Raw genomic sequence first — 18948 nt, 5'->3', positions numbered from 1 at the left:
TCCCGAGCCGCCCACGCAGCGCGCCGCCGCGGCTCCCGGCCGTGACCGCGGCCCGCGCCGCGGGATGGGCCAGGAGCAGCAGGAGGGCGACCTCCCGATCGACGAGATCCTCACCGAGATGGTGCGCCTGGGCGCGTCCGACGTGCACCTCACCACCGGGACGACGCCGATGGTGCGCATCAACGGCTCGCTCAAGGCGCTCGAGGGCTTCGGCCAGGTGCTGCCCGACGGCCTGCGCCGCTCGCTCTACGCGTTCCTGACCCAGAAGCAGCGCGAGAAGTTCGAGGCGAACCTCGAGCTCGACCTGTCGTACGCCGTCCGCGGCTTGGCCCGGTTCCGTGTGAACATCTACCAGCAGCGCGAGTCCATCGGGGCGGCCTTCCGCGTCATCCCGTACGAAATCAAGCCGCTCGAGGCCCTGGGCGTCCCGGCGGTCGTCGGCACGTTCGCCGGCCTCCCGCGCGGCCTGGTCCTCGTCACGGGCCCGACCGGCTMCGGCAAGTCCACGACGCTGGCCTCGATCGTCGACCTCGCGAACCGGACGCGCGAGGACCACATCATGACCGTCGAGGACCCGATCGAGTTCCTGCACCGCCACAAGAAGTGCGTGGTGAACCAGCGCGAGGTGGGGCAGGACACCCACTCGTTCGCCAACGCGCTCAAGCACGTGCTGCGCCAGGACCCCGACATCATCCTCGTCGGCGAGATGCGCGACCTGGAGACCATCTCCGTCGCGCTCACCGCCGCCGAGACCGGTCACCTCGTCTTCGCCACCCTGCACACACAGGACGCTGCGCAGACCATCGACCGCGTCATCGACGTGTTCCCCGCCCACCAGCAGGCGCAGGTCCGCACGCAGCTGGCCGGCGCCATCCAGGGCGTCGTCTGCCAGACGCTGGCCAAGCGGTCCGACTCGCCCGGCCGCGCCGTCGCCACCGAGGTGCTCGTCGCGACGCCGGCCATCCGCAACCTGATCCGCGAGGGCAAGACCCACCAGATCTACTCGGCGATGCAGGCCGGCGCGAAGCAGGGCATGCACACGATGGACCAGCACCTGAGCGAGCTGGTGAAGACCGGCAAGATCAGCTACGAGACCGGACTGGAGAAGTGCCACCACGTGGAGGACTTCAACCGTCTGACCGGCCGGTTCTCCGGTGGGTCGCAGGGCGCCGCCGGCCTGGGTGACCAGGCGAGCATGGGTGGCTCCTCCTTCGGAAACCAGGCGCTCTGATGGCCGCGGGGACGAAGACCTACGAGTACGCGGTCCGGGACAAGGCCGGCAAGATCGTCAAGGGTCGCGTCGAGGCGACCAACCAGGCGGCCGTCGCCAACCGGCTCCGGGAGATGGGCCTCGCGGCTGTCTCGATCTCCGAGGTCAGCACGGGCGGGTTCAACGCCGAGATCAACATCCCCGGCTTCGGCGGGAACAAGATCACGCTCAAGGACCTGGCCATCATGTCGCGCCAGCTCGCGACGATGATCGACTCGGGCCTGTCGCTGCTGCGCGCGCTCACCATCCTCGCGGAGCAGACGGAGTCCAAGCCGCTCGCCAAGACCATCGCGCAGGTCCGCAACGACGTCGAGGTCGGCACCGCCTTCTCGACCGCCCTGACGAAGCACGCGGACGTCTTCCCGCCCCTCATGATCAACATGGTGAAGGCGGGCGAGGTCGGCGGCTTCCTCGACCAGGTGCTCGTGTCGATCGCGAACAACTTCGAGGCCGAGGTCAAGCTCCGGGGCAAGATCAAGTCGGCGATGACCTACCCCGTCGTCGTCTTCGTCGTCGCGATCCTGGCCACCACCGGAATGCTGCTGTTCATCGTGCCGGTGTTCGCCGGAATGTTCTCGACGCTCGGCGGAAAGCTTCCGCTGCCGACGCAGATCCTCATGTGGCTGTCGCAGGTCGTCAAGATCACCATCATCCCGGCAGTCGTCGGGCTCGGCATATTCTCCTTCTGGTGGGGCAAGCACAAGAACGACAAGGGAATTCGCGAGCGCGTCGATCCCTGGAAGCTGAAGGTGCCCGTCTTCGGGCAGCTCTTCCGCAAGATCGCGGTGTCGCGGTTCACCCGGAACTTCGGCACGATGCTGCATGCTGGCGTGCCGCTGCTCCAGGCGCTCGACATCGTCGGCGAGACCAGTGGCAACCTCGTGATCGAGAAGGCGGCGAAAGCGGTCCAGGAGTCCGTGCGACGCGGCGAGTCGCTCGCCGGCCCCCTCGCGCAGCACCCAGTCTTCCCGCCGATGGTCGTCCAGATGATGGCGGTCGGTGAGGACACCGGAGCGCTCGACACCATGCTTGCGAAGGTCGCCGACTTCTACGACCAGGAGGTCGAGTCGACCACCGAGCAGCTCACGAGCCTCATCGAGCCGCTCATGATCGTCGTGATCGGTGCCATCGTAGGGTCCATGGTCATCGCGATGTACATGCCGATCTTCGGCATCTTCAACCTCATCAACTGACCGCCACCCACGCCCGAAGGCCCGCGCCAGCACCGCTGCGCGGGCCTTCGTCGCTGCTGGCACTTTCGCTGCGCCGGTCGAGTGAATCTGACGCCGCGGGGAACTTCGACTCAAGGTCAGGGCGTCGCCAGTCGAAATACGGGACGCAGCACTGAACCGGCTTGTGCCGGGTTGAACGTGACATCGACCGCCGTACTGACCCAAGGGAGCTGACAATGATCGCTCGCATTCGCAAGTCCATGGACGAGAAGGACAAGGGCTTCACCCTTATCGAGCTCCTCGTCGTCATGATCATCATCGGGATCCTCGCGGCCATCGCGATCCCCGTGTTCCTGAACCAGCGCAAGAAGGCGAACGACACCGCCGCCAAGTCGGACGTCTCGGTCCTCGGCAAGGAGCTGGCGACGTACTACGTCGACAACACCACGGCCGCTACGGCGATCGCCATCACGGGCACCGCGCCGTCCAAGAAGTACACCTTCCTGGGCGCCGACCTGGGTCCGGCAAGCCGCAACATCACGGCCGTCCAGCAGGGCTTCGCCGCTGCCTCGGGTACCACGACCGCCAAGTGGTGCGTCGCGGTGACGTACGACTCCGGCACCAACACCACCATCGCGTTCGGCTCGGAGACGGGGCTCGGCGCGCTGGGCACCACCTGCTCGGCCGCCGGCGTGGTCAGCTGATCTGAGTAGCACCCCGGCCGGATCCAGTTGAGCGACTTGTCCTGCCGGGGCGTAGCACCGAGCGGCCGGTCCGGTCCGCATGCAGGCAGGTTTTCCGGCCGAAAGGGTCCACGGATGTTCAGGGTGTCCAGCCGGTCGACGACCGGTGACGAGCAGGGCTTCTCGCTCATCGAGCTCGTCGTGGCGATGATCATTCTCGGCGCGATGTCGGTGGCGATCATCGGTGTGATCCTCTCGGCGCAGACGCAGAGCGTCAGCAACCGCAACCGCGTCGCAGCGTCGAACCTGGCGGCCCGCGAGCTCGACCTCGTCCGTGAGCAGTTCGCCGCGACGAGCACCGGACCGGTCGACATCGCCAACGCCGGTGCCGTGACCAACCCGCACCCGCTCGCCGGGGGGACCGTCGGCCAGCCCCTCGTCATCGACGGCACGCCGTACACGGTGCAGCGCTTCGCTCAGTGGAACGCCGCCGGCAACGGGGTGTCCGCGTGCGACGGCGGATCGATCGTCTCGTACCCCACCCTCGGGGTCACGGTCCGGGTCACCTGGCCGAAGATGGGCTCCGTCAGCGCCGTGGTGACCACCGGCTCGCTTGCGCCGCCCAAAAAGGTCGGCATCGCCACCGACGACTCCTTCCTCGCCGTCAAGCTCGTCGACCAGGACGCCAAGCCCTTGACCGGCATCGAGGTCCGGGCGACCGGAGGGGCCGTGACCTCCGCCTTCTCCGACGCCACCGGTTGCGCCGTGATCCCTGTGTCCCCCGATCCCGGCGGGACCGCCTACAGCGTCAAGGTCGTCGACCCGACGTACGTCGACATCGCCAACACCGTGAACCCCACGAAGAGCACCGGCACGGTGATGCCGGGAACGATCTACTCCGGGGTCAGCTTCTCCGTCGCGAAGGCCGGCAGCGTCAGCGTGCGGCTCGTCCGCAGCGACGGTGTGCCGCTCACCGCCGCCCAGGTGGCCGGCTCGACCATCACCCTCGTCGCGTCCCAGTACTCCGGCGCCACGGGCAGCACCCCCAAGGTCGTCACCGGCGTGACCACCACCTTCGCCGGCATGTGGCCCACCACCTACGGTGCCTACTTCGGCACCGCGCTTCCCGCCGGCGGCTTCTCGGTCAAGGTGCTTCCCGCCGGCGGTGCGGTGACGGTTGACGCGACGTTCGCCATGGCCACCATCGATCTCTCGTCGCTGCCGAACGGCACCAGCGCCGTCTGGGCGTACCCGTCCGCCGCTCCGCAGAAGGACTGCATCCAGACGACGGGCACGAAGCTCGCGACGTCAGGGTCGGGGACGACGTTCACGCTGATGCCCGGCTCGTACGACTTCTTCGCTGTGGGAGCCACCTTCGGGTGCTCGCCCGGGCCTGCGTCGCAGCCGCTCGTCGGAGGCGACAACGACGACCTGGCGTGGGCCCCCTCCGCCGTGTGGCTCAACAGCGTCCCGGCCGGCAACAAGCTCTGGGCGGTGGAGCAGAAGATCTCCGGTCTCTCCTCGCCGACGAGCTGCCCGGCGACGTTCGGCGGGAGCCCCGTGTCCATCGACGGTGCCCGGGGAGCCTTCTTCCCGCTGCCGGCGGGGAACTGGTACGTCTGGCAGACGAGCGGAGCGGTGACGGACGCGTGCCTCAGCTGGCCCGACATGATCGAACCGCTCAACGTGCCGTACGGCGCGAACGTCACCAAGACGTGGGGCTCGACGCCGCTCTACGCGACGCTCCAGATGGACAACATCAAGGCCACCAAGTACCTGGTCGTGAGCACGGCGACGTCCATGACGTGCAACACGTCGACGGCGACACCGTCGCCGGCAGGGACCCCGATCCTGACGGCCGGTCCCACCGGTCTGTCCGGGGGATCGCTTCCGGTCAGTGCGCTTCGTCCCACCTCCGGCACGACGACGTACAACGCCTGGATCTGGACGAAGTCGGGAACCGGCAATACCTGCACGGCCGCGGGTTCCTTCACCGTCACCCCCACCACCACCTCCCAGACGAAGGCGGCACCGTGACGCACGAGGACCGACCTGCGGGCGACGAGGGCCTGTCGCTCACCGAGCTGCTCGTCTCGATGCTGATCCTCGGGATCCTCGTCGCCGCCACCGCCACCGTGTCGATCGGCTTCATGCGCTCGAACGCGCAGACCATCAGCCGCCAGGACCAGGTCGACGCAGCGCGGACGGCGGTGGAGTCGATCGGCCGATCCTTGCGGACGGCCGTGATGCCGAACCAGCTGGCCGAGGCGTGCACGCCCGCGTGCAACCAGGACGCGTTCATCGCGGGGCAGGACTTCTCCGTGCAGTTCTACGCGAACATCGACAACCCTGACAACTCGGTCGGTCCCAGCCAAGTGACGTACACCGTCTCCGCCACGGGGACCCTCGTTCAGAGGGTCCAGGTCCCGGACCCGCACGCCGGTTCGGACACCAACTACGTGTATTGCGACGCGACGCTGGCGACGGCGACAGTGGATTGCAAGTCCCGGGTCACGACCAGGACGCTGGCGCGAGGGGTCCAGGTCGTCACCGGCAAGCCGGTCTTCGCCTACTACGACGGCGGCGGCGTACAGCTCGTCCCGCCGGCGGCCGGGTCGCTCCCGCTGGCCGACCTCGCTCGAGTTCTCTCGGTCGATGTCGTGGTCAGCGTCCAGGCACCGAACGCGACGCGAGCCAAGCCCACGACGTACATCGCGCACATCACGCTGCCGAACGCCCAGTCCGTGCCGGAGAAGGTGGAGCCGACCCCATGACCCCACGTCGTGTGCGTGACCTGTCCAAAGACGGGGAGGAGGGCTTCGCGCTCGTGTTCGTGGTGGGCACCATGCTGGTCCTCGCCATGCTGGCGCTCACCGCCCTGGCCTACACCATGTCCAGCACGAAGTTCGCGCGGTTCGACCAGGACTACAGCGGCGCCATGGCTGCGGCGCAGTCCGGTGTCGAGGACTTCGTCTCCCACCTCAACCGGGACGACTCGTACTACGAGCTCATCGACTGCTCGAACGTCGCGCTGCGCGGACCTTCGGTCCCCGGCAACACATGCTCGTGGGGCGCGGGTACCCCTCTGGGCTGGCAGCCGGTGAAGCCGGGGAGCACCGGACCCAAGGACGCCTTCTTCCACTACTCGTTTGACGGGTCCGGGGCAGTCTCCGACGGCTTCATCACGCTCACCGTCACCGGGAAGGTCAACGGCAGATACCGCACCGTCGAGACCGCCCTCACCAAGGGCGGGTCCACGGACTACGTGTACTACACCGACTTCGAGTCGGCCGACCCGTCGAACGTGCAGGCGTACACGGCCGCGAAGATCGCGACCCTGGATGCGGGGGAGAAGGTCCGCTGCGGCTTCTCCGGGTACCTGGCGGCGAAGCACTGGTGGAGCGGGCGCGAGGGCGCCGGCTGCGTCGAGATCCAATTCGCCTCCGCCGACACGCTGTGGGGGTCCGTGTTCTCCAACGACTCCGTCCTGGCGAGCGGACCGACGTTCAAGGACCAGTTCACGTCGGCCAACCCGGAGTGCGCCACGGTCACCGCGAGCGCCGGGACGTGGAACAAGTGCCTCCGCAAGGACGGCGGTACCTATAGCAACGCGAACTTCAGCGGATACAAGCCGAAGTTGTCGGAGAACGGCAGCCTGCTGCGGCTCGATGACAACTCCGCGGCCTTCGCCTCGAACCCTGGCTGCCACTACTTCGGCTCCACCCGGATCGTGTTCGGCCCGAGCGCGGGGTGGATGACGGTCTGGAACAAGATCGTGAACAACGGCTCGCGGCAGCCCGTCTCCATCCCGGCAACTGGTGGACCGAGCCCCGACTGCGGCACGCTGACCGCCCTCAACTCGGCGGCCGGAGCCACCATCCGGGTGCCGAACAAGATGGTCATCTACGCGGCCGGCGAGCCGACGGGCATCGCTCGCTCCCAGTGCAGCGCGGGGCAGCTCGGCGGCGACGCGACGAACGGGAGCCTGCCGCTCGGCACGTTCACCACGGCGATCGCCTCGGCGAAGCCGGCCAGCTCGACTGCGAAGTACACCTTCGACACGACGATGGCCGAGTCCACGAAGTACTGCCAGGAGGGCAACCTGTACGTCGAGGGCACCGTGGGCGGGCGCGTGACGCTGGCGGCCGAGCAGTCCGTCGTACTGACGGGCGACCTGGTCCTCGCCTCCGGGCTGCACGGCTCCGACATGGTGGGGCTCGTCGCCACGAACTCCGTCGAGGTGTTCCACCCGTGGATGAAGCAGGTGTCCGCGACGGGCAGCGGCTGCCCGAGCAGCTCCTCGTGCAAGTGGGATGCCGCGAACCCTTCCACGCTCGGCGGCGACGCTGCGTGGCCCGCCGACCACCTGGACCCCACGGGTGCCGTGGTGGTCGACGGCATCGACATCATGGCGTCGATCCAGACGCTCCAGCACTCGTTCTACGTCCAGCAGTACAACGTGGGCGTCCCGCAGGGCAAGCTCCAGGTCGACGGGTCGATCGCTCAGCGCTGGCGCGGGATCGTGGGCGTCGGCGGCGGTGCGCCGACGCAGGGTTACGCGAAGAACTACGTCTATGACCAGCGGCTCAAGCATTCGTCGCCGCCGTACTTCCCCCGGTGGCTCGACGCGCAGTGGACCCAGCGCTACTTCGGAGAGACCACGACACCACCGGCGCTCAAGGGCTGAGCGCATCGCACGGGCACGCCGACCCTGACATCCCTCGCGGCGACGACGGTACGTCGTCGCCGCGAGGGATGTCTCGTCGTTCGTGGAGGGCCGGAGGGGAAGTGCGCCGGAACACGTCGTGGACGCTCATGTCACGTGGCGCGCCTGCCGTTAAGACTTCGAGCCGGACGTCCCGCACGGGCAGACGCCCCGGGCGGCTCGGCGGAACTCGGAGGCATTCGGTCATGGCGTGGTCTGGTAGCAGCATCCGGCGCTCGGACGTCGGCGGCCGAGGTGGGGTCGAAAAGTCGTGACCGTCGCCCTCATCCTGATCGCCGGCCTCTTCGGTCTCGCCATCGGCTCGTTCCTCAACGTCGTCGTCTGGAGGGTGCCGAGAGGGGAGTCGATCGTGCACCCGCCGAGCGCGTGCCCGCGGTGCGGCCACGCCATCCGGCCGCGTGACAACGTCCCTGTCCTCTCCTGGCTCCTGCTGCGGGGGAGGTGCCGCGACTGCGGAAACCCGATCTCAGCCCGGTATCCGCTCGTCGAGCTGGGCACGGGCGTGCTGTTCGCCCTGACCGCCTGGTTCACCGGCGCGTCCTGGGTCCTCCCCGCCCTGCTGTACCTGGCGGCCATCAGCGTCGCGCTGGCGCTCATCGACATCGACACGAAGCGTCTGCCGGACGCCATCGTGCTGCCGTCGTACCCGGTCGCCCTCGCACTCCTCGCGCTGGCCTCCTGGAACCCCGGGGGGGCGAGCGACTGGCCGGCGTTGCTCCGGGCGGTCATCGGCGGTGCCATCCTTTACGGCGTCTACCTGGTCACCATGCTGGCGTATCCGCCGGGCATGGGATTCGGGGACGTGAAGCTTGCCGGCGTGCTCGGGCTGTACCTCGGCTGGTTCGGTTGGGGCACCCTCGTCATCGGGTGGTTCGCTGCCTTCGTCGTGGGCGGACTCTTCTCGATCGCACTCCTCGTCGCGGGACGCGCGGGCCGCAAGTCCGGTATCCCGTTCGGCCCCTGGATGCTCCTGGGCGCGGTAGTCGGCATCGTCGTCGGCGAGTCGCTCTGGTCCTGGTACCTCGGCGTCCTGTAGCGGAGCCGCCCGACTGCGACCGAATCGCGCAAGCCGCTCAAGTCGCGCCGCCCTGCGCCCGATAGGACGAATGAACCCACTCACTCGCTCGTCGGAAGGACCCTCGTGGCCACCACACGCGTCATCGGGCTGGACATCGGCTCGTCCTGCGTCCGGGCTGCCGAGCTCGAGTTCGGGAGTGGCGGCCCCAACGGCAAGACGCCCCCCACGCTCGTGCGTTTCGGCCAGGTCGCTCTGCCCATCGGTGCGGTCCGCGACGGCGAGGTCGTGCAGCCGGAGACCGTGTCCACCGCGCTGCGACAGCTCTGGGCACAGGCCAAGTTCGACTCCAAGGACGTCGTCATCGGGGTCGGCAACCAGCGCGTCATCGTGCGCGAGCTGGACCTCCCGTGGATGCCGCTCGCCCAGCTGCGCGACTCCCTTCCGTACCAGGTCAGCGAGCTGCTACCCATGTCCACGGACGACGCGCTGCTCGATTACTTCCCGACCTCGGAGTACGACGGCCCGCAGGGTCGGACGGTCCACGGGATGCTGGTCGCTGCTCAGCGCGACACGGTCAACGCCAACGTCATCGCGGTCGAGGGCGCCGGTCTGCGGCCCACGATGGTCGACCTCAACGCCTTCGCCCTGCATCGCGCGCTCGCGCGCGGCCCGCTGGCGCAGAGCACGGCGGCCTTCGTCGACATCGGCGCCTCGATCACCACGGTCGTCATCTCGGCGAACGGTTCCCCGCGTCTGGTGCGGTCCTTGCCCACGGGTGGACAGAATGTGACCAACGCCGTCGCCAGCACCGCAGGCCTGGCCGGCCCTGAGGCCGAGCTCCTCAAGCGGGAGATCGGCATCGGCTACGCCGTGGCGCCAGAGCGTGCCGACGTCGCGGAGGCGATCAGCACGGTCGTCCGCGCGCTGGTGGAGTCCGTCCGCAACACGTTCGTGTACTACTCGAGCAACAACCCCGGGGCCGGGATCGACGTCGTCGTCCTCACCGGCGGCGGTTCGCACCTGCCGGGCCTGGGTCAGTACCTCTCGAGCGCGAGCCGGCTCCAGGTCACCCTCGGCGACCCCTTGTCGGGTCTGCGTTCCGCGAAGACCGTGCAGCGCGACGCGCTCAACGGTCACGAGTCCTTCATCGCCCTTCCCGTCGGTCTGGCCTACGGAGTTGCTGCATGAGCACCCTTGTCGAACGCCCCAAGGCCCGGTCGGGCGCGGGTACGGCGATCAGCGGCACGCTGCCGCAGGTCAACCTGTTGCCGCCGGAGGTCCGAGCAGCCCGCGGGCTGCGTACCACTAAGCGGTGGCTCCTCATCGGCCTCGGCGTCACGGCCGTCGTCGCGGTCGGCATCTACGGGCTCGCCCTGCTTGACCGGGGCGCGGCCAGCTCGGAGCTGACGCAGGCGCAGGACCGGACCTCGACGCTCCAGGCCGAGCAGTCGAAGTACGCCGAGGTGCCGATGGTGCTCGGCGCGCTGGGGACGGCACAGTCTGCACGCCAGCTCGGCATGGCGACCGACATCGACATCAAGGCGTACACGGACGGCATCACCGCCGTCCTGCCGGCGAACGTGAGCATCGAGGACCTGTCCTTCACGGTGGCGACGGCGACGACGCCTCCAGCCGGGACCGTGCCCGTCGGGCAGGGCCCGAGCGTCGGCCAGGTCTCGTTCACCGGCCGCTCGTCGACCGTCCCCGACACCGCGGCGTGGGTCGACGCGCTCAACTCGGTCCCCGGGTTCGCCAACGCCTGGGTCTCCGCCGTCACGATCGGCGAGGACGAGACGGGCATCTTCTACCAGGTGATGTCGAGCGTGCAGCTGACGGCCGGCGCGCTCTCGCACAGCTACGACCCGAAGGACGGTGAGGGCTGACATGGACGGCGCCAAGAAGAGCACGTGGGTGGGCGGGACGGTCTTCGTCGCGATCCTCATCCTCGCGGCAGCGTGGTTCCTCGCGGTGTCGCCGACCGTGTCGGCCGCGGCTGACCTCCGGTCGCAGGCCGAGCAGGCGAGCCAGCAGAACGAGCTGCTCGAGATGCAGGTCGCCCAGCTGAAGGCCGACTTCGCCAACCTGCCCCAGTACAAGGAGCAGCTGGCGGCGATCCAGACGCAGATCCCGACCGACGCGAAGCTGGCCGACTACCTGCGCCAGCTCGACCAGATCGCCGTCGCGCACTCCGTGACGCTCACCTCGATCTCGCCGTCGACGCCTGCGCCGGTGGTGGTCGAGGCGGCCCCCGTCGCGCCGGCCCCCCCAGCCGACGCCACCGGTGCCGCTCCGACGGACGGGGCGACGACCGCCCCGGCTGCGGTTCCGGCAGCTGCCGCCCCCGCCGGTGCGCCCGCCGGTTTCATGTCGATCGGCTTCTCGATCACCGCTCTGGGCACCTACGACAACACGGAGGCGTTCCTCTACGACATGCAGCGCTCGACGCCGCGCCTGTTCCTCGTGACGACCGTGGTCGGCACCGCGCAGGTCGAGCAGCCGGCGTCCGGCGGACGGCCGGCGACGCAGGTCGGCGACCAGGAGCTGGTCATCAGCGGCGTCACCTACATGCTGCCGGACATGCTGGCCGTTCCTCCGGTCGTCGACCCGAACGCTCCTACCGCCGTGCCGCCCGCGGCGGTCCCGGGCAAGAACCCGTTGGTGCCGATCAGCGGACACTGAGCCAGAGCCGAATTGGTCCACCCTCCGGGCACCCGCTCGGGGGGTGGACCTCGTCATGGGAGGATCCGACCATGCTGCGTTGGTTGACGTCCGGTGAGTCCCACGGCCCGGCGCTCGTCGGGATACTCGAGGGCCTGCCTGCCGACGTCGAGGTGCAGACGTCCGACATCCAGGACGCGCTCGCGCGCCGTCGCCTCGGGTACGGGCGCGGGGCTCGGATGAAGTTCGAGCGCGACGAGGTGCGGATGCTCGGGGGTGTCCGGCACGGTCGGACGCAGGGCGGCCCGGTCGCTATCGAGATCGGCAACACCGAGTGGCCCAAGTGGGTGGACGTCATGTCTGCCGACCCGGTCGACGACCCGGACGTCTTGCTGCGCGCGCGCAACGCGCCCCTCACCCGGCCGCGGCCGGGGCACGCGGACCTCGTGGGGATGCGGAAGTACGGGTTCGACGACGCTCGACCTGTACTCGAGCGCGCCAGCGCGCGAGAGACGGCTACCCGTGTTGCGCTCGGCACGGTCGCGGCTCGCTTTCTCGAGCAGGCCGCCGGGGTGCGGCTGGTATCGCATGTCGTCAGCATCGGGCCGATCGCCGCACCGGAGGACGCCGCGGTACCGACTCCGGAGGACACCGCTGCCCTCGACGCGGACCCCGTGCGCTGCTTTGACGCCGCGACGTCTGGGGCCATGGTCGCGGAGATCGACGCGTGCCATAAAGACGGTGACACGCTCGGCGGCGTCGTCGAGGTCCTCGTCTACGGACTGCCGTCCGGGCTTGGCTCGTACGTGCATTCCGACCGCCGGCTCGACGGGCTGCTGGCCGCCGCGCTCATGGGCATCCAGGCGATCAAGGGCGTTGAGGTCGGCGACGGGTTCCGCACCGCGGCACGCCGCGGCTCCCAGGCGCACGACGAGATCCAGCGGGACGCGTCAGGGCGGATCGTGCGGCGCACCAATCGTGCTGGGGGGCTCGAGGGTGGCATGACGAACGGCGAAGTCCTGCGTGTGCGTGCCGCGATGAAGCCCATCTCGACCGTCCCGCGCGCGCTCGACACCGTCGACACGGCGACAGGTGAGGCCGCCAAGGCGCAGCACCAGCGCTCGGACGTCTGCGCCGTGCCGCCCGCGGCGGTCGTCGCTGAGGCGATGGTAGCCCTCGTACTCGCCGATGCGCTGCTGGCGAAGACTGGCGGAGACTCAGTGACCGAGGTGCGTCGTAACTTGGCGGCCTACGTCGAGGCGATCCCCGACCTCCTGGCCTGATCCGGACGGCTCAACTGCGAACGGAGTCCTGCCGATAGGCAGGTGAAGCCGTCGTCAGAGAGTTGGGCCCGTCGTCATGTTCTCGACCCCGTCCTTCCCGCGCGAACGCGCAGCAGCCTGGCTGCAGGACGAGCTGGTACGGCTGGAGGCTCGCCGACCACGCCTCCACGCAAGTCTCCTGGGGGTCTGGCGGCGGCCGGTGCTCGTCGTCGTCCTGCTGACGACCATCATCGCGGGATCGATGGGTGCGGCCATCCCCACCGGGGATGCAGCGTGGTTCCGACGGGCGGGCACCGGCATGCTCGGCACCGGCTTCTTGGACGTGTTGTCCGACCAAGGGTTGCAGATCGGCCCGGTCTACCTCGTGACGCTGGGCGTCGCGACCCGCGTCGTGACGTTCCTGCACCTGCCGCTGCTCTTCACGCTCGCAGCGGCGCAGGCTGCGGGGTTGGCATGGTTCGCGATGTGGACCGTGCGACGCGTCGCGGTCACGACGGGTGCACCCGTGCTGGCAGGCCAATGGGCCGTCGGGCTGACGCTCTCGCTCGGGGGTTTCCTGACCGAGAGCATCGGCAACGGACATCCGGAAGAGCTGCTCCTCGGACTGTTGCTGGCCAACGCCGCGGTGAGCGCAGCCGCGGGTCGCTACGCGGTCGCGGGCGTCCTCATCGGCCTCGCGGCCGGCGTCAAGCAGTGGGGCGTGATCGGCGCCGGCATCCTGCTGTCCGGACGGCGACTGCGTGGCGTCGTCGTCGGGGGAGCGGTCCTCGCGGTCACGGTGCTCGCGATCTACCTGCCCTTCATGCTCGGCGGTGACGTCCGCACCTTCGACATGCGTTGGGGATTCAGGCAGGAGACGCTGCTCGGTCGGATCGGCATCTGGACCGGGCTGTCCGACTGGGCCCTGCGGTGCCTCCAGGGCGCGGTGGCGGGCGCGGTCGGTGCGATCTTCGCGTGGCAGCGCAGGACGTCTCCGCTCGTCGCGGTGATCGGCGTCGTCGCAGCGCGGCTCTTGCTGGACCCCATGCGGCTGACGTATTACTCCGGCCCGTTGGTGGCGGTGGTGCTCGTCTGGATGTGGGCGTCGACCGCGGACGTGGTCCGGCGATGGCGCCTGGTTGTGACGGCCGTCTTGCCGCTGGTCGTGCTGGCGCCCTACCTCGCCCCTGAGGCCGTGGTCTGGATCGGTGGCGACATCCTCTTGGCTCTCGTGCCGGTGGTGTGCTTCGTGATCGATCGGCGCGCCCCGCGACCCATGTCGCCATCCGTGTCCCGCGACGTGGCGCGGACCTCCGAGCATCAGCCGCCTGCGGATACCCTGCCTGGGTGCCCGACAAACCCGTCCCGCCCCCTGGCCCCCGCGTCGTCCTGATCGGCCCGCCCGGTTCCGGCAAGTCCACCGTGGCGCTCGCGCTGGCTGCGCGTTGGCAGCTGGTCGCGCGGGACACGGACACAGACGTCGAGCGGCGGGCCGGCAAGTCCATCGCAGAGATCTTCGTGGAGGACGGCGAGCCGCACTTCCGTGTGCTGGAACGCGAGGCGGTCGCGCGAGCACTCGCCGAGCACGACGGCGTCCTCGCCCTCGGCGGCGGGGCTGTGCTGGACGCCGGGACGGAGGCGGCGCTGACGGATTATGCCGCGGGCGGCGGGCTAATCGTCTTCCTCGACGTGTCGCTCGCCCAGGCCGCACCACGGGTGGGATTCAACCAGTCTCGGCCACTGCTGCTCGGCAATCCGCGCGCGCAGTGGCAGGCGCTCATGGACGCCCGCCGGCCGGTGTACGAGCGCCTCGCACACGTGCACGTGGTCACGGATGGGCACCGCCCCGTCGACGTGGCTGAGCTCATCGAGCTCGAGCTGGCTGCGCGACGCGTCCCGACGACCGACGGGACGGAAGCATGAGCGCGTCAGAGACTCGCACCGTCACGGTGTCGGGGGACTGGCCTTACGACGTCGTGATCGGGCAGCATCTGCTCGGTGCGCTGCCCGACCTTCTCGGTGGCGGCGTCCGCCGGGTCCTGGTGGTCCACCCCGCTGCGTTGTCGACCACGGCAGACGGCATCCGCGCCGACCTGCTGGAGCACGGCTACGAGGCGTTCTTGGCCGAGGTGCCGAACGCCGAAGAGGCCAAGACAGCGCAGGTGGCGGCCTTCCTGTGGCAGGTGCTCGGCCAGGCGGACTTCACGCGGACCGACGCTGTCGTTGCCGTCGGCGGGGGAGCGACGACCGACCTCGGCGGCTTCGTCGCCGCCACCTGGTTGCGGGGCATCCGCGTCGTGCAGGTGCCCACAACCCTGTTAGCCATGGTCGACGCCGCGGTCGGTGGCAAGACTGGCATCAACACCGCCGAGGGCAAGAACCTGGTCGGCGCCTTCCACCCACCCGCCGGCGTGCTCTGCGACCTCGCGGCGCTCGCGTCTCTGCCCCGGCACGACTTCGTCGCCGGCCTGGCCGAGGTGGTCAAGTGCGGCTTCATTGCGGACCCGCGGATCCTCGATCTCGTCGAGGCGAATGTGGAGCTGCTGCAGGACCCGGTCGCGGCGTCGTCGTCGGAGGTCCTGCTGGAGCTCGTCGAGCGCGCGGTCGCCGTCAAGGCGCGCGTCGTCGGCGAAGATCTGCGGGAGGCCGGCCTGCGCGAGATCCTCAACTACGGGCACACCTTCGGCCACGCCGTCGAGCTGATCGAGCGGTTCCAGTGGCGGCACGGCGCCGCCGTCTCCGTCGGCATGGTCTTCGCCGCCGAGCTGGCCCGGCTGGCGGGACGGCTGTCCGACGAGGTCGTCGGGCGGCACCGGTCGATCCTGTCGTCTCTCGGCCTGCCCGTGTCGTACCGCGGCGACCGGTGGACACAGCTGCAGGCGGCCATGCGGCGCGACAAGAAGACGCGAGGTGATCTCCTGCGGTTCGTCGTGCTCGAGGACATCGGCCGACCTGCGCGCCTCGAGGGGCCGGATCCCGCCCTGTTGGCCGCTGCGTACGCCGAGGTGAGCGAAGGCGCGACGACGCCGCGGACTGTCGCCCTCTGACGCTGCGCGCGTCGCCTAGGCTGCGCACCATGACGCGCTTGCTGGTGCTGAACGGTCCCAACCTTGGCCGCCTCGGCGCGCGCGAGCCCGACGTCTACGGTTCAGCGCCCCTCGGGGAGCTCGTGACGGCCGTTACCGGTTGGGCCGGTGAGCTCGACCTCGACGCCGACGTGCGACAGACCGACGACGAGTCCGAGCTGGTGGGCTGGCTCCATATGGCGGTGGATGCCGGGATCCATGTGGTGCTCAACCCGGCCGCCTTCACGCACTACTCGTACGCTCTGCGCGACGCCGCGGCCCAGGTAACTCGGGCCGGCCTTGTCCTCGTCGAGGTCCACCTGACCAATCCCTACGCGCGTGAGGCGTTCCGGCACGTCTCCGTCATCGGTCCTGTCGCGACCGGCACGATCGCCGGCTTCGGGTTCGACTCCTATCGGCTCGCGCTGTCCGCCGTCGCGGCCCGCGTCACCCGCACGCAGTGATCTCGTAAACGGACGCACTCCCGCTCGTGTCGACCAAGCGGACGCCCGATGGTGGCGGGACCGGGACGTCGATGACGGAGTCGCGGTGGTTCCAGGCGTCAGGGTCCACGTAGAGGTAGTTCACGTCGAGGGCGTCGAGGGCGTCGCAGAGCTTCGGATCGCTGCCGAGCCGTGCCAGCGATGAGCTGACGTAACGCATCTCTGGTGTCGTGACCGTGTGCCACGAGCGTGGAACCACCGGCAAGCCGTCGAGGGCATAGAGGTGGGCGGCGCCCGAGAAGGGTGAACCGAATATCGCGCCGCGTCGCCCCAGCTCGTCGGGTAGCCGATGCATCATGGCCAGCTCGTCGTCGTCGGCGACGAGGCCGCGGCCGTCCGAGTTGCGGTACGCGTGCCGGACGAGCTGGTTCGTGCCCACGGCAGCCTCGGCGCACGAGACCCCGACGAGAGCGACGGACAGGGCCAACGCGAGGGCCGGCCTCTGGCCCGCCCGTGCGACCAGCAATCGCAGCTGACGCCAGGCGGAGTCGAGTGCGAGCGCGGCGGGCGGCACCATCGTCGCGGCTACGACGGGCGCGAAGCGGTGCGGTTCGCCGTACCACGCGGCATCGATGTTCTCGAGCGCGGCGACAGACGACGTCGACAGGAGGTACCAGACAACGGCGACGCCGCAGCCCCACAACGCCCACCGTGCCCTTGGCAGCCGCCGGGCCAGGACGGCACCCGCGACGGCGCCGGCTGCGACCACGAATCCCGCTGCGAGGCCCTCGCCCGTGCCGTTGCCTCCGGCTACCTGCAGGAGCGCCACGCCGAGGGGCAGCGGCGCGTCGGCCTCCGTACTCGAGACCCCCGAGACGCGCGCGTAGCTGCCGGTCCGCATCATCAACCAAGCGCTCACCGGCACGGCCAGCCCCACGACGCAGGCGGCGATGAGCTCCGCACGGTGGCCGGGCAACCAGCCGCGCCGCACGCCGTTGGCCAGTCGCCCCACGACCCACGGCGCGAGCACCAGGGCCGCGCCCAGGACAGCATTCGGGTGGCAGAGCCCCACACCCACGACCGCGAGCAGCAGGAGCGGCACCCGCAGACCGACGGCCAGCCGATCGGTGGCTGGCACGAGGGCGACCATCGCGGGAACCAGGGCGACACCGACCGCGTTGGCGACCAGACCCTGTGCGGACAGACCTAGATACAGGGGCAGCCCTAGGCCGGCGACGGACAGTGCCGCCGACCAGACCCACGCCCGCGGGCGCGCGGGGAATACAGTTCGTGTGAGGTACACGATGCCTGTCGTCCAGGCGAGAAGCGCAGGAACGACCAGCGCGAGCGTGAAAGTCGTCGAGGCGTCGCTCAACCGGGGGAGCAAGGCGGCGACGTCGTGCCAGGCCGCTCCGTAGAAGGCGTGGTCGGGCGTGTTCGTCAACGAGTACAACGCGGTGAGGTCGAAGCTCGAGCCCGAGCCCGTCTCGCGGATGTACTCGACGCCGTTGAGGTGGAACGTGACGTCGAACGCCGTGAGCAGGCGTCCGGGACGTCCAAGACCGGTCGCGACTGCGAGCAGCTGCGTCAGCAACGCCGCGGCGACGACCACTCCCAACACCCGAGGGGCGCCGACGCGCGCGGCGCTCGGCTCTGGACGAGGCCGGCGACGCCGTACGAGCGCAGCCGGGAGAGTGACGAGCGCGAGCACTCCGAGAGCGGTCCACACGTCCCACCGAACGCGCCCCTCGAGCACGATCGCCGCTCCTCCGAAGAGGCCAAGGGTGAGGAGCGGAGCCACGGCCCATCGGCTGGTCCAGCCCTCGCGCCAGCCCCAGGCCCACAGCATCGCCATCCCCGGAGCCCAGTAGGCACCGACGACGAGGACCGCCGTCGCGCATGCTGCGAGCCACTCCACAGCGCTACTACGGTCCCGCGGCCCCCGAACTTGAGACGTGGACGGCGCGCGACGGGGCTGCGCCGGTCGCACGGTACGATGGTCGGCGGTCTGCGGCCGTCGATGCGGTGCTCGCTGTGAGCGCTCCGGCGGACCGCGCGGAATCTCACTCGACAGGAAGCGACGATCGTGGCGACCACCAACGACCTGAAGAACGGCACCGTGCTCAAGATCGACGGCCAGCTGTGGACCGTCATCGAGTTCCAGCACGTCAAGCCCGGCAAGGGTGGCGCGTTCGTCCGCACCAAGCTGAAGAACGTCCTGTCCGGGAAGGTCGTCGACCGCACCTTCAACGCCGGCCTGAAGGTCGAGACGGCGAACGTCGACAAGCGCGACATGCAGTACCTGTACAAGGACGGCACGGACTTCGTGTTCATGGACACGGACAACTACGACCAGATCCACATCTCCGAGGTGACGGTGGGCGACGTCGCCAACTTCCTCCTGGAGAACCAGAACGCGATGGTCGCGACGAACGAGGGCGTGCCGCTCTACGTCGAGCTGCCGCCGTCGGTGATCCTCGAGGTCACGTACACCGAGCCGGGCCTGCAGGGCGACCGCTCGTCGGCGGGGACCAAGCCGGCGACGCTGGAGACCGGCTACGAGATCCAGGTGCCGCTGTTCCTCGAGTCGAACACGAAGGTCAAGGTGGACACCCGTGACGGCAGCTACCTGGGCCGTGTGAACGACTGAG

Annotated in this window: 17 protein-coding genes; 16 read left to right on the top strand and 1 reads right to left on the bottom strand. The window is 69.5% G+C overall.

Features of this window, described 5'->3' with window-relative positions; translation table 11 throughout:
• The 15 genes from AC1DQC_RS16355 to AC1DQC_RS16285 all read left to right on the top strand — a co-directional run.
• The coding region (locus AC1DQC_RS16355; protein WP_477052293.1) for a type IV pilus twitching motility protein PilT at window positions 1-1231 on the top strand (1231 nt) is incomplete at its 5' end.
• Window positions 1231-2463: a type II secretion system F family protein gene (locus AC1DQC_RS16350; RefSeq protein ID WP_477052292.1), complete on the top strand. Its 1233-nt coding sequence runs from the start codon at window positions 1231-1233 to the stop codon at window positions 2461-2463. The genes AC1DQC_RS16355 and AC1DQC_RS16350, both read left to right, overlap by 1 nt.
• A 215-nt stretch (window positions 2464-2678) precedes the next feature.
• Window positions 2679-3146: a type II secretion system protein gene (locus tag AC1DQC_RS16345; RefSeq protein ID WP_477052291.1), complete on the top strand. Its 468-nt coding sequence runs from the start codon at window positions 2679-2681 to the stop codon at window positions 3144-3146.
• 114 nt (window positions 3147-3260) lie between these two features.
• The gene (locus tag AC1DQC_RS16340; protein WP_477052290.1) at window positions 3261-5162 is read left to right on the top strand and encodes a prepilin-type N-terminal cleavage/methylation domain-containing protein; all 1902 of its coding nucleotides are present in this window, start codon (window positions 3261-3263) and stop codon (window positions 5160-5162) included.
• Complete coding sequence (locus AC1DQC_RS16335) at window positions 5159-5899, top strand: PilW family protein (RefSeq protein WP_477052289.1); 741 nt, start codon at window positions 5159-5161, stop codon at window positions 5897-5899. Before AC1DQC_RS16340 ends, AC1DQC_RS16335 begins: the two co-directional genes overlap by 4 nt.
• Complete coding sequence (locus tag AC1DQC_RS16330; protein ID WP_477052288.1) at window positions 5896-7812, top strand: hypothetical protein; 1917 nt, start codon at window positions 5896-5898, stop codon at window positions 7810-7812. The genes AC1DQC_RS16335 and AC1DQC_RS16330 overlap by 4 nt, the downstream gene beginning before the upstream one ends.
• A gap of 289 nt (window positions 7813-8101) precedes the next feature.
• A complete protein-coding gene (locus tag AC1DQC_RS16325) occupies window positions 8102-8887 on the top strand; it encodes a prepilin peptidase (RefSeq protein ID WP_477052287.1) in 786 nt (261 codons plus the stop codon).
• A 105-nt stretch (window positions 8888-8992) separates the two neighbouring features.
• Window positions 8993-10057, top strand: coding sequence for a type IV pilus assembly protein PilM (gene pilM / locus AC1DQC_RS16320; RefSeq protein ID WP_477052286.1), 1065 nt, complete (start codon window positions 8993-8995; stop codon window positions 10055-10057).
• On the top strand, window positions 10054-10752 hold the full coding sequence (locus AC1DQC_RS16315) for a PilN domain-containing protein (protein WP_477052285.1): 699 nt from the start codon (window positions 10054-10056) through the stop codon (window positions 10750-10752). The genes pilM and AC1DQC_RS16315 overlap by 4 nt, the downstream gene beginning before the upstream one ends.
• Before the next feature lies 1 nt (window position 10753).
• On the top strand, window positions 10754-11548 hold the full coding sequence (locus AC1DQC_RS16310) for a hypothetical protein (protein WP_477052284.1): 795 nt from the start codon (window positions 10754-10756) through the stop codon (window positions 11546-11548).
• Window positions 11549-11619: 71 nt separating this feature from the next.
• Window positions 11620-12810, top strand: a complete 1191-nt coding sequence (gene aroC / locus AC1DQC_RS16305; protein ID WP_477052283.1) for a chorismate synthase — start codon at window positions 11620-11622, stop codon at window positions 12808-12810.
• Window positions 12811-13108: 298 nt separating this feature from the next.
• Window positions 13109-14182, top strand: a complete 1074-nt coding sequence (locus AC1DQC_RS16300; protein ID WP_477052282.1) for a glycosyltransferase 87 family protein — start codon at window positions 13109-13111, stop codon at window positions 14180-14182.
• Window positions 14137-14712, top strand: a complete 576-nt coding sequence (locus tag AC1DQC_RS16295; RefSeq protein WP_477052281.1) for a shikimate kinase — start codon at window positions 14137-14139, stop codon at window positions 14710-14712. Before AC1DQC_RS16300 ends, AC1DQC_RS16295 begins: the two co-directional genes overlap by 46 nt.
• Window positions 14709-15836, top strand: a complete 1128-nt coding sequence (aroB, locus tag AC1DQC_RS16290; RefSeq protein WP_477052280.1) for a 3-dehydroquinate synthase — start codon at window positions 14709-14711, stop codon at window positions 15834-15836. Before AC1DQC_RS16295 ends, aroB begins: the two co-directional genes overlap by 4 nt.
• Window positions 15837-15865: 29 nt before the next feature.
• Window positions 15866-16318 carry a type II 3-dehydroquinate dehydratase gene (locus tag AC1DQC_RS16285; protein ID WP_477052279.1) on the top strand — a complete coding sequence of 151 codons (453 nt, stop codon included), beginning with the start codon at window positions 15866-15868 and terminating at the stop codon, window positions 16316-16318.
• Here the strand turns inward: AC1DQC_RS16285 and AC1DQC_RS16280 are convergent.
• Complete coding sequence (locus AC1DQC_RS16280; RefSeq protein ID WP_477052296.1) at window positions 16302-18146, bottom strand: DUF6541 family protein; 1845 nt, start codon at window positions 18144-18146, stop codon at window positions 16302-16304. The genes AC1DQC_RS16285 and AC1DQC_RS16280 overlap by 17 nt on opposite strands.
• Before the next feature lie 237 nt (window positions 18147-18383).
• Between AC1DQC_RS16280 and efp the strand changes: the two genes are divergently transcribed.
• Window positions 18384-18947 carry an elongation factor P gene (gene efp, locus AC1DQC_RS16275; RefSeq protein ID WP_456824659.1) on the top strand — a complete coding sequence of 188 codons (564 nt, stop codon included), beginning with the start codon at window positions 18384-18386 and terminating at the stop codon, window positions 18945-18947.
• The last annotated feature ends 1 nt before the right edge of the window (window position 18948 follow it).

Source organism: Cellulomonas sp. P4_H12, assembly GCF_056400905.1.
This window is presented reverse-complemented; position numbering and strand designations above follow the sequence as displayed.

Excerpts from the sequence above, each read along its gene's own strand:
- aroC (WP_477052283.1), top strand. The coding sequence starts at position 11,620 with ATGCTGCGTTGGTTGACGTCCGGTGAGTCCCACGGCCCGGCGCTCGTC.
- AC1DQC_RS16280 (WP_477052296.1), bottom strand. The coding sequence starts at position 18,146 with ATGCTGTGGGCCTGGGGCTGGCGCGAGGGCTGGACCAGCCGATGGGCC.
- AC1DQC_RS16350 (WP_477052292.1), top strand. The coding sequence starts at position 1,231 with ATGGCCGCGGGGACGAAGACCTACGAGTACGCGGTCCGGGACAAGGCC.
- AC1DQC_RS16340 (WP_477052290.1), top strand. The coding sequence starts at position 3,261 with ATGTTCAGGGTGTCCAGCCGGTCGACGACCGGTGACGAGCAGGGCTTC.
- AC1DQC_RS16300 (WP_477052282.1), top strand. The coding sequence starts at position 13,109 with ATGCTCGGCACCGGCTTCTTGGACGTGTTGTCCGACCAAGGGTTGCAG.
- aroB (WP_477052280.1), top strand. The coding sequence starts at position 14,709 with ATGAGCGCGTCAGAGACTCGCACCGTCACGGTGTCGGGGGACTGGCCT.
- AC1DQC_RS16330 (WP_477052288.1), top strand. The coding sequence starts at position 5,896 with ATGACCCCACGTCGTGTGCGTGACCTGTCCAAAGACGGGGAGGAGGGC.
- AC1DQC_RS16310 (WP_477052284.1), top strand. The coding sequence starts at position 10,754 with ATGGACGGCGCCAAGAAGAGCACGTGGGTGGGCGGGACGGTCTTCGTC.
- AC1DQC_RS16285 (WP_477052279.1), top strand. The coding sequence starts at position 15,866 with ATGACGCGCTTGCTGGTGCTGAACGGTCCCAACCTTGGCCGCCTCGGC.
- AC1DQC_RS16315 (WP_477052285.1), top strand. The coding sequence starts at position 10,054 with ATGAGCACCCTTGTCGAACGCCCCAAGGCCCGGTCGGGCGCGGGTACG.
- AC1DQC_RS16345 (WP_477052291.1), top strand. The coding sequence starts at position 2,679 with ATGATCGCTCGCATTCGCAAGTCCATGGACGAGAAGGACAAGGGCTTC.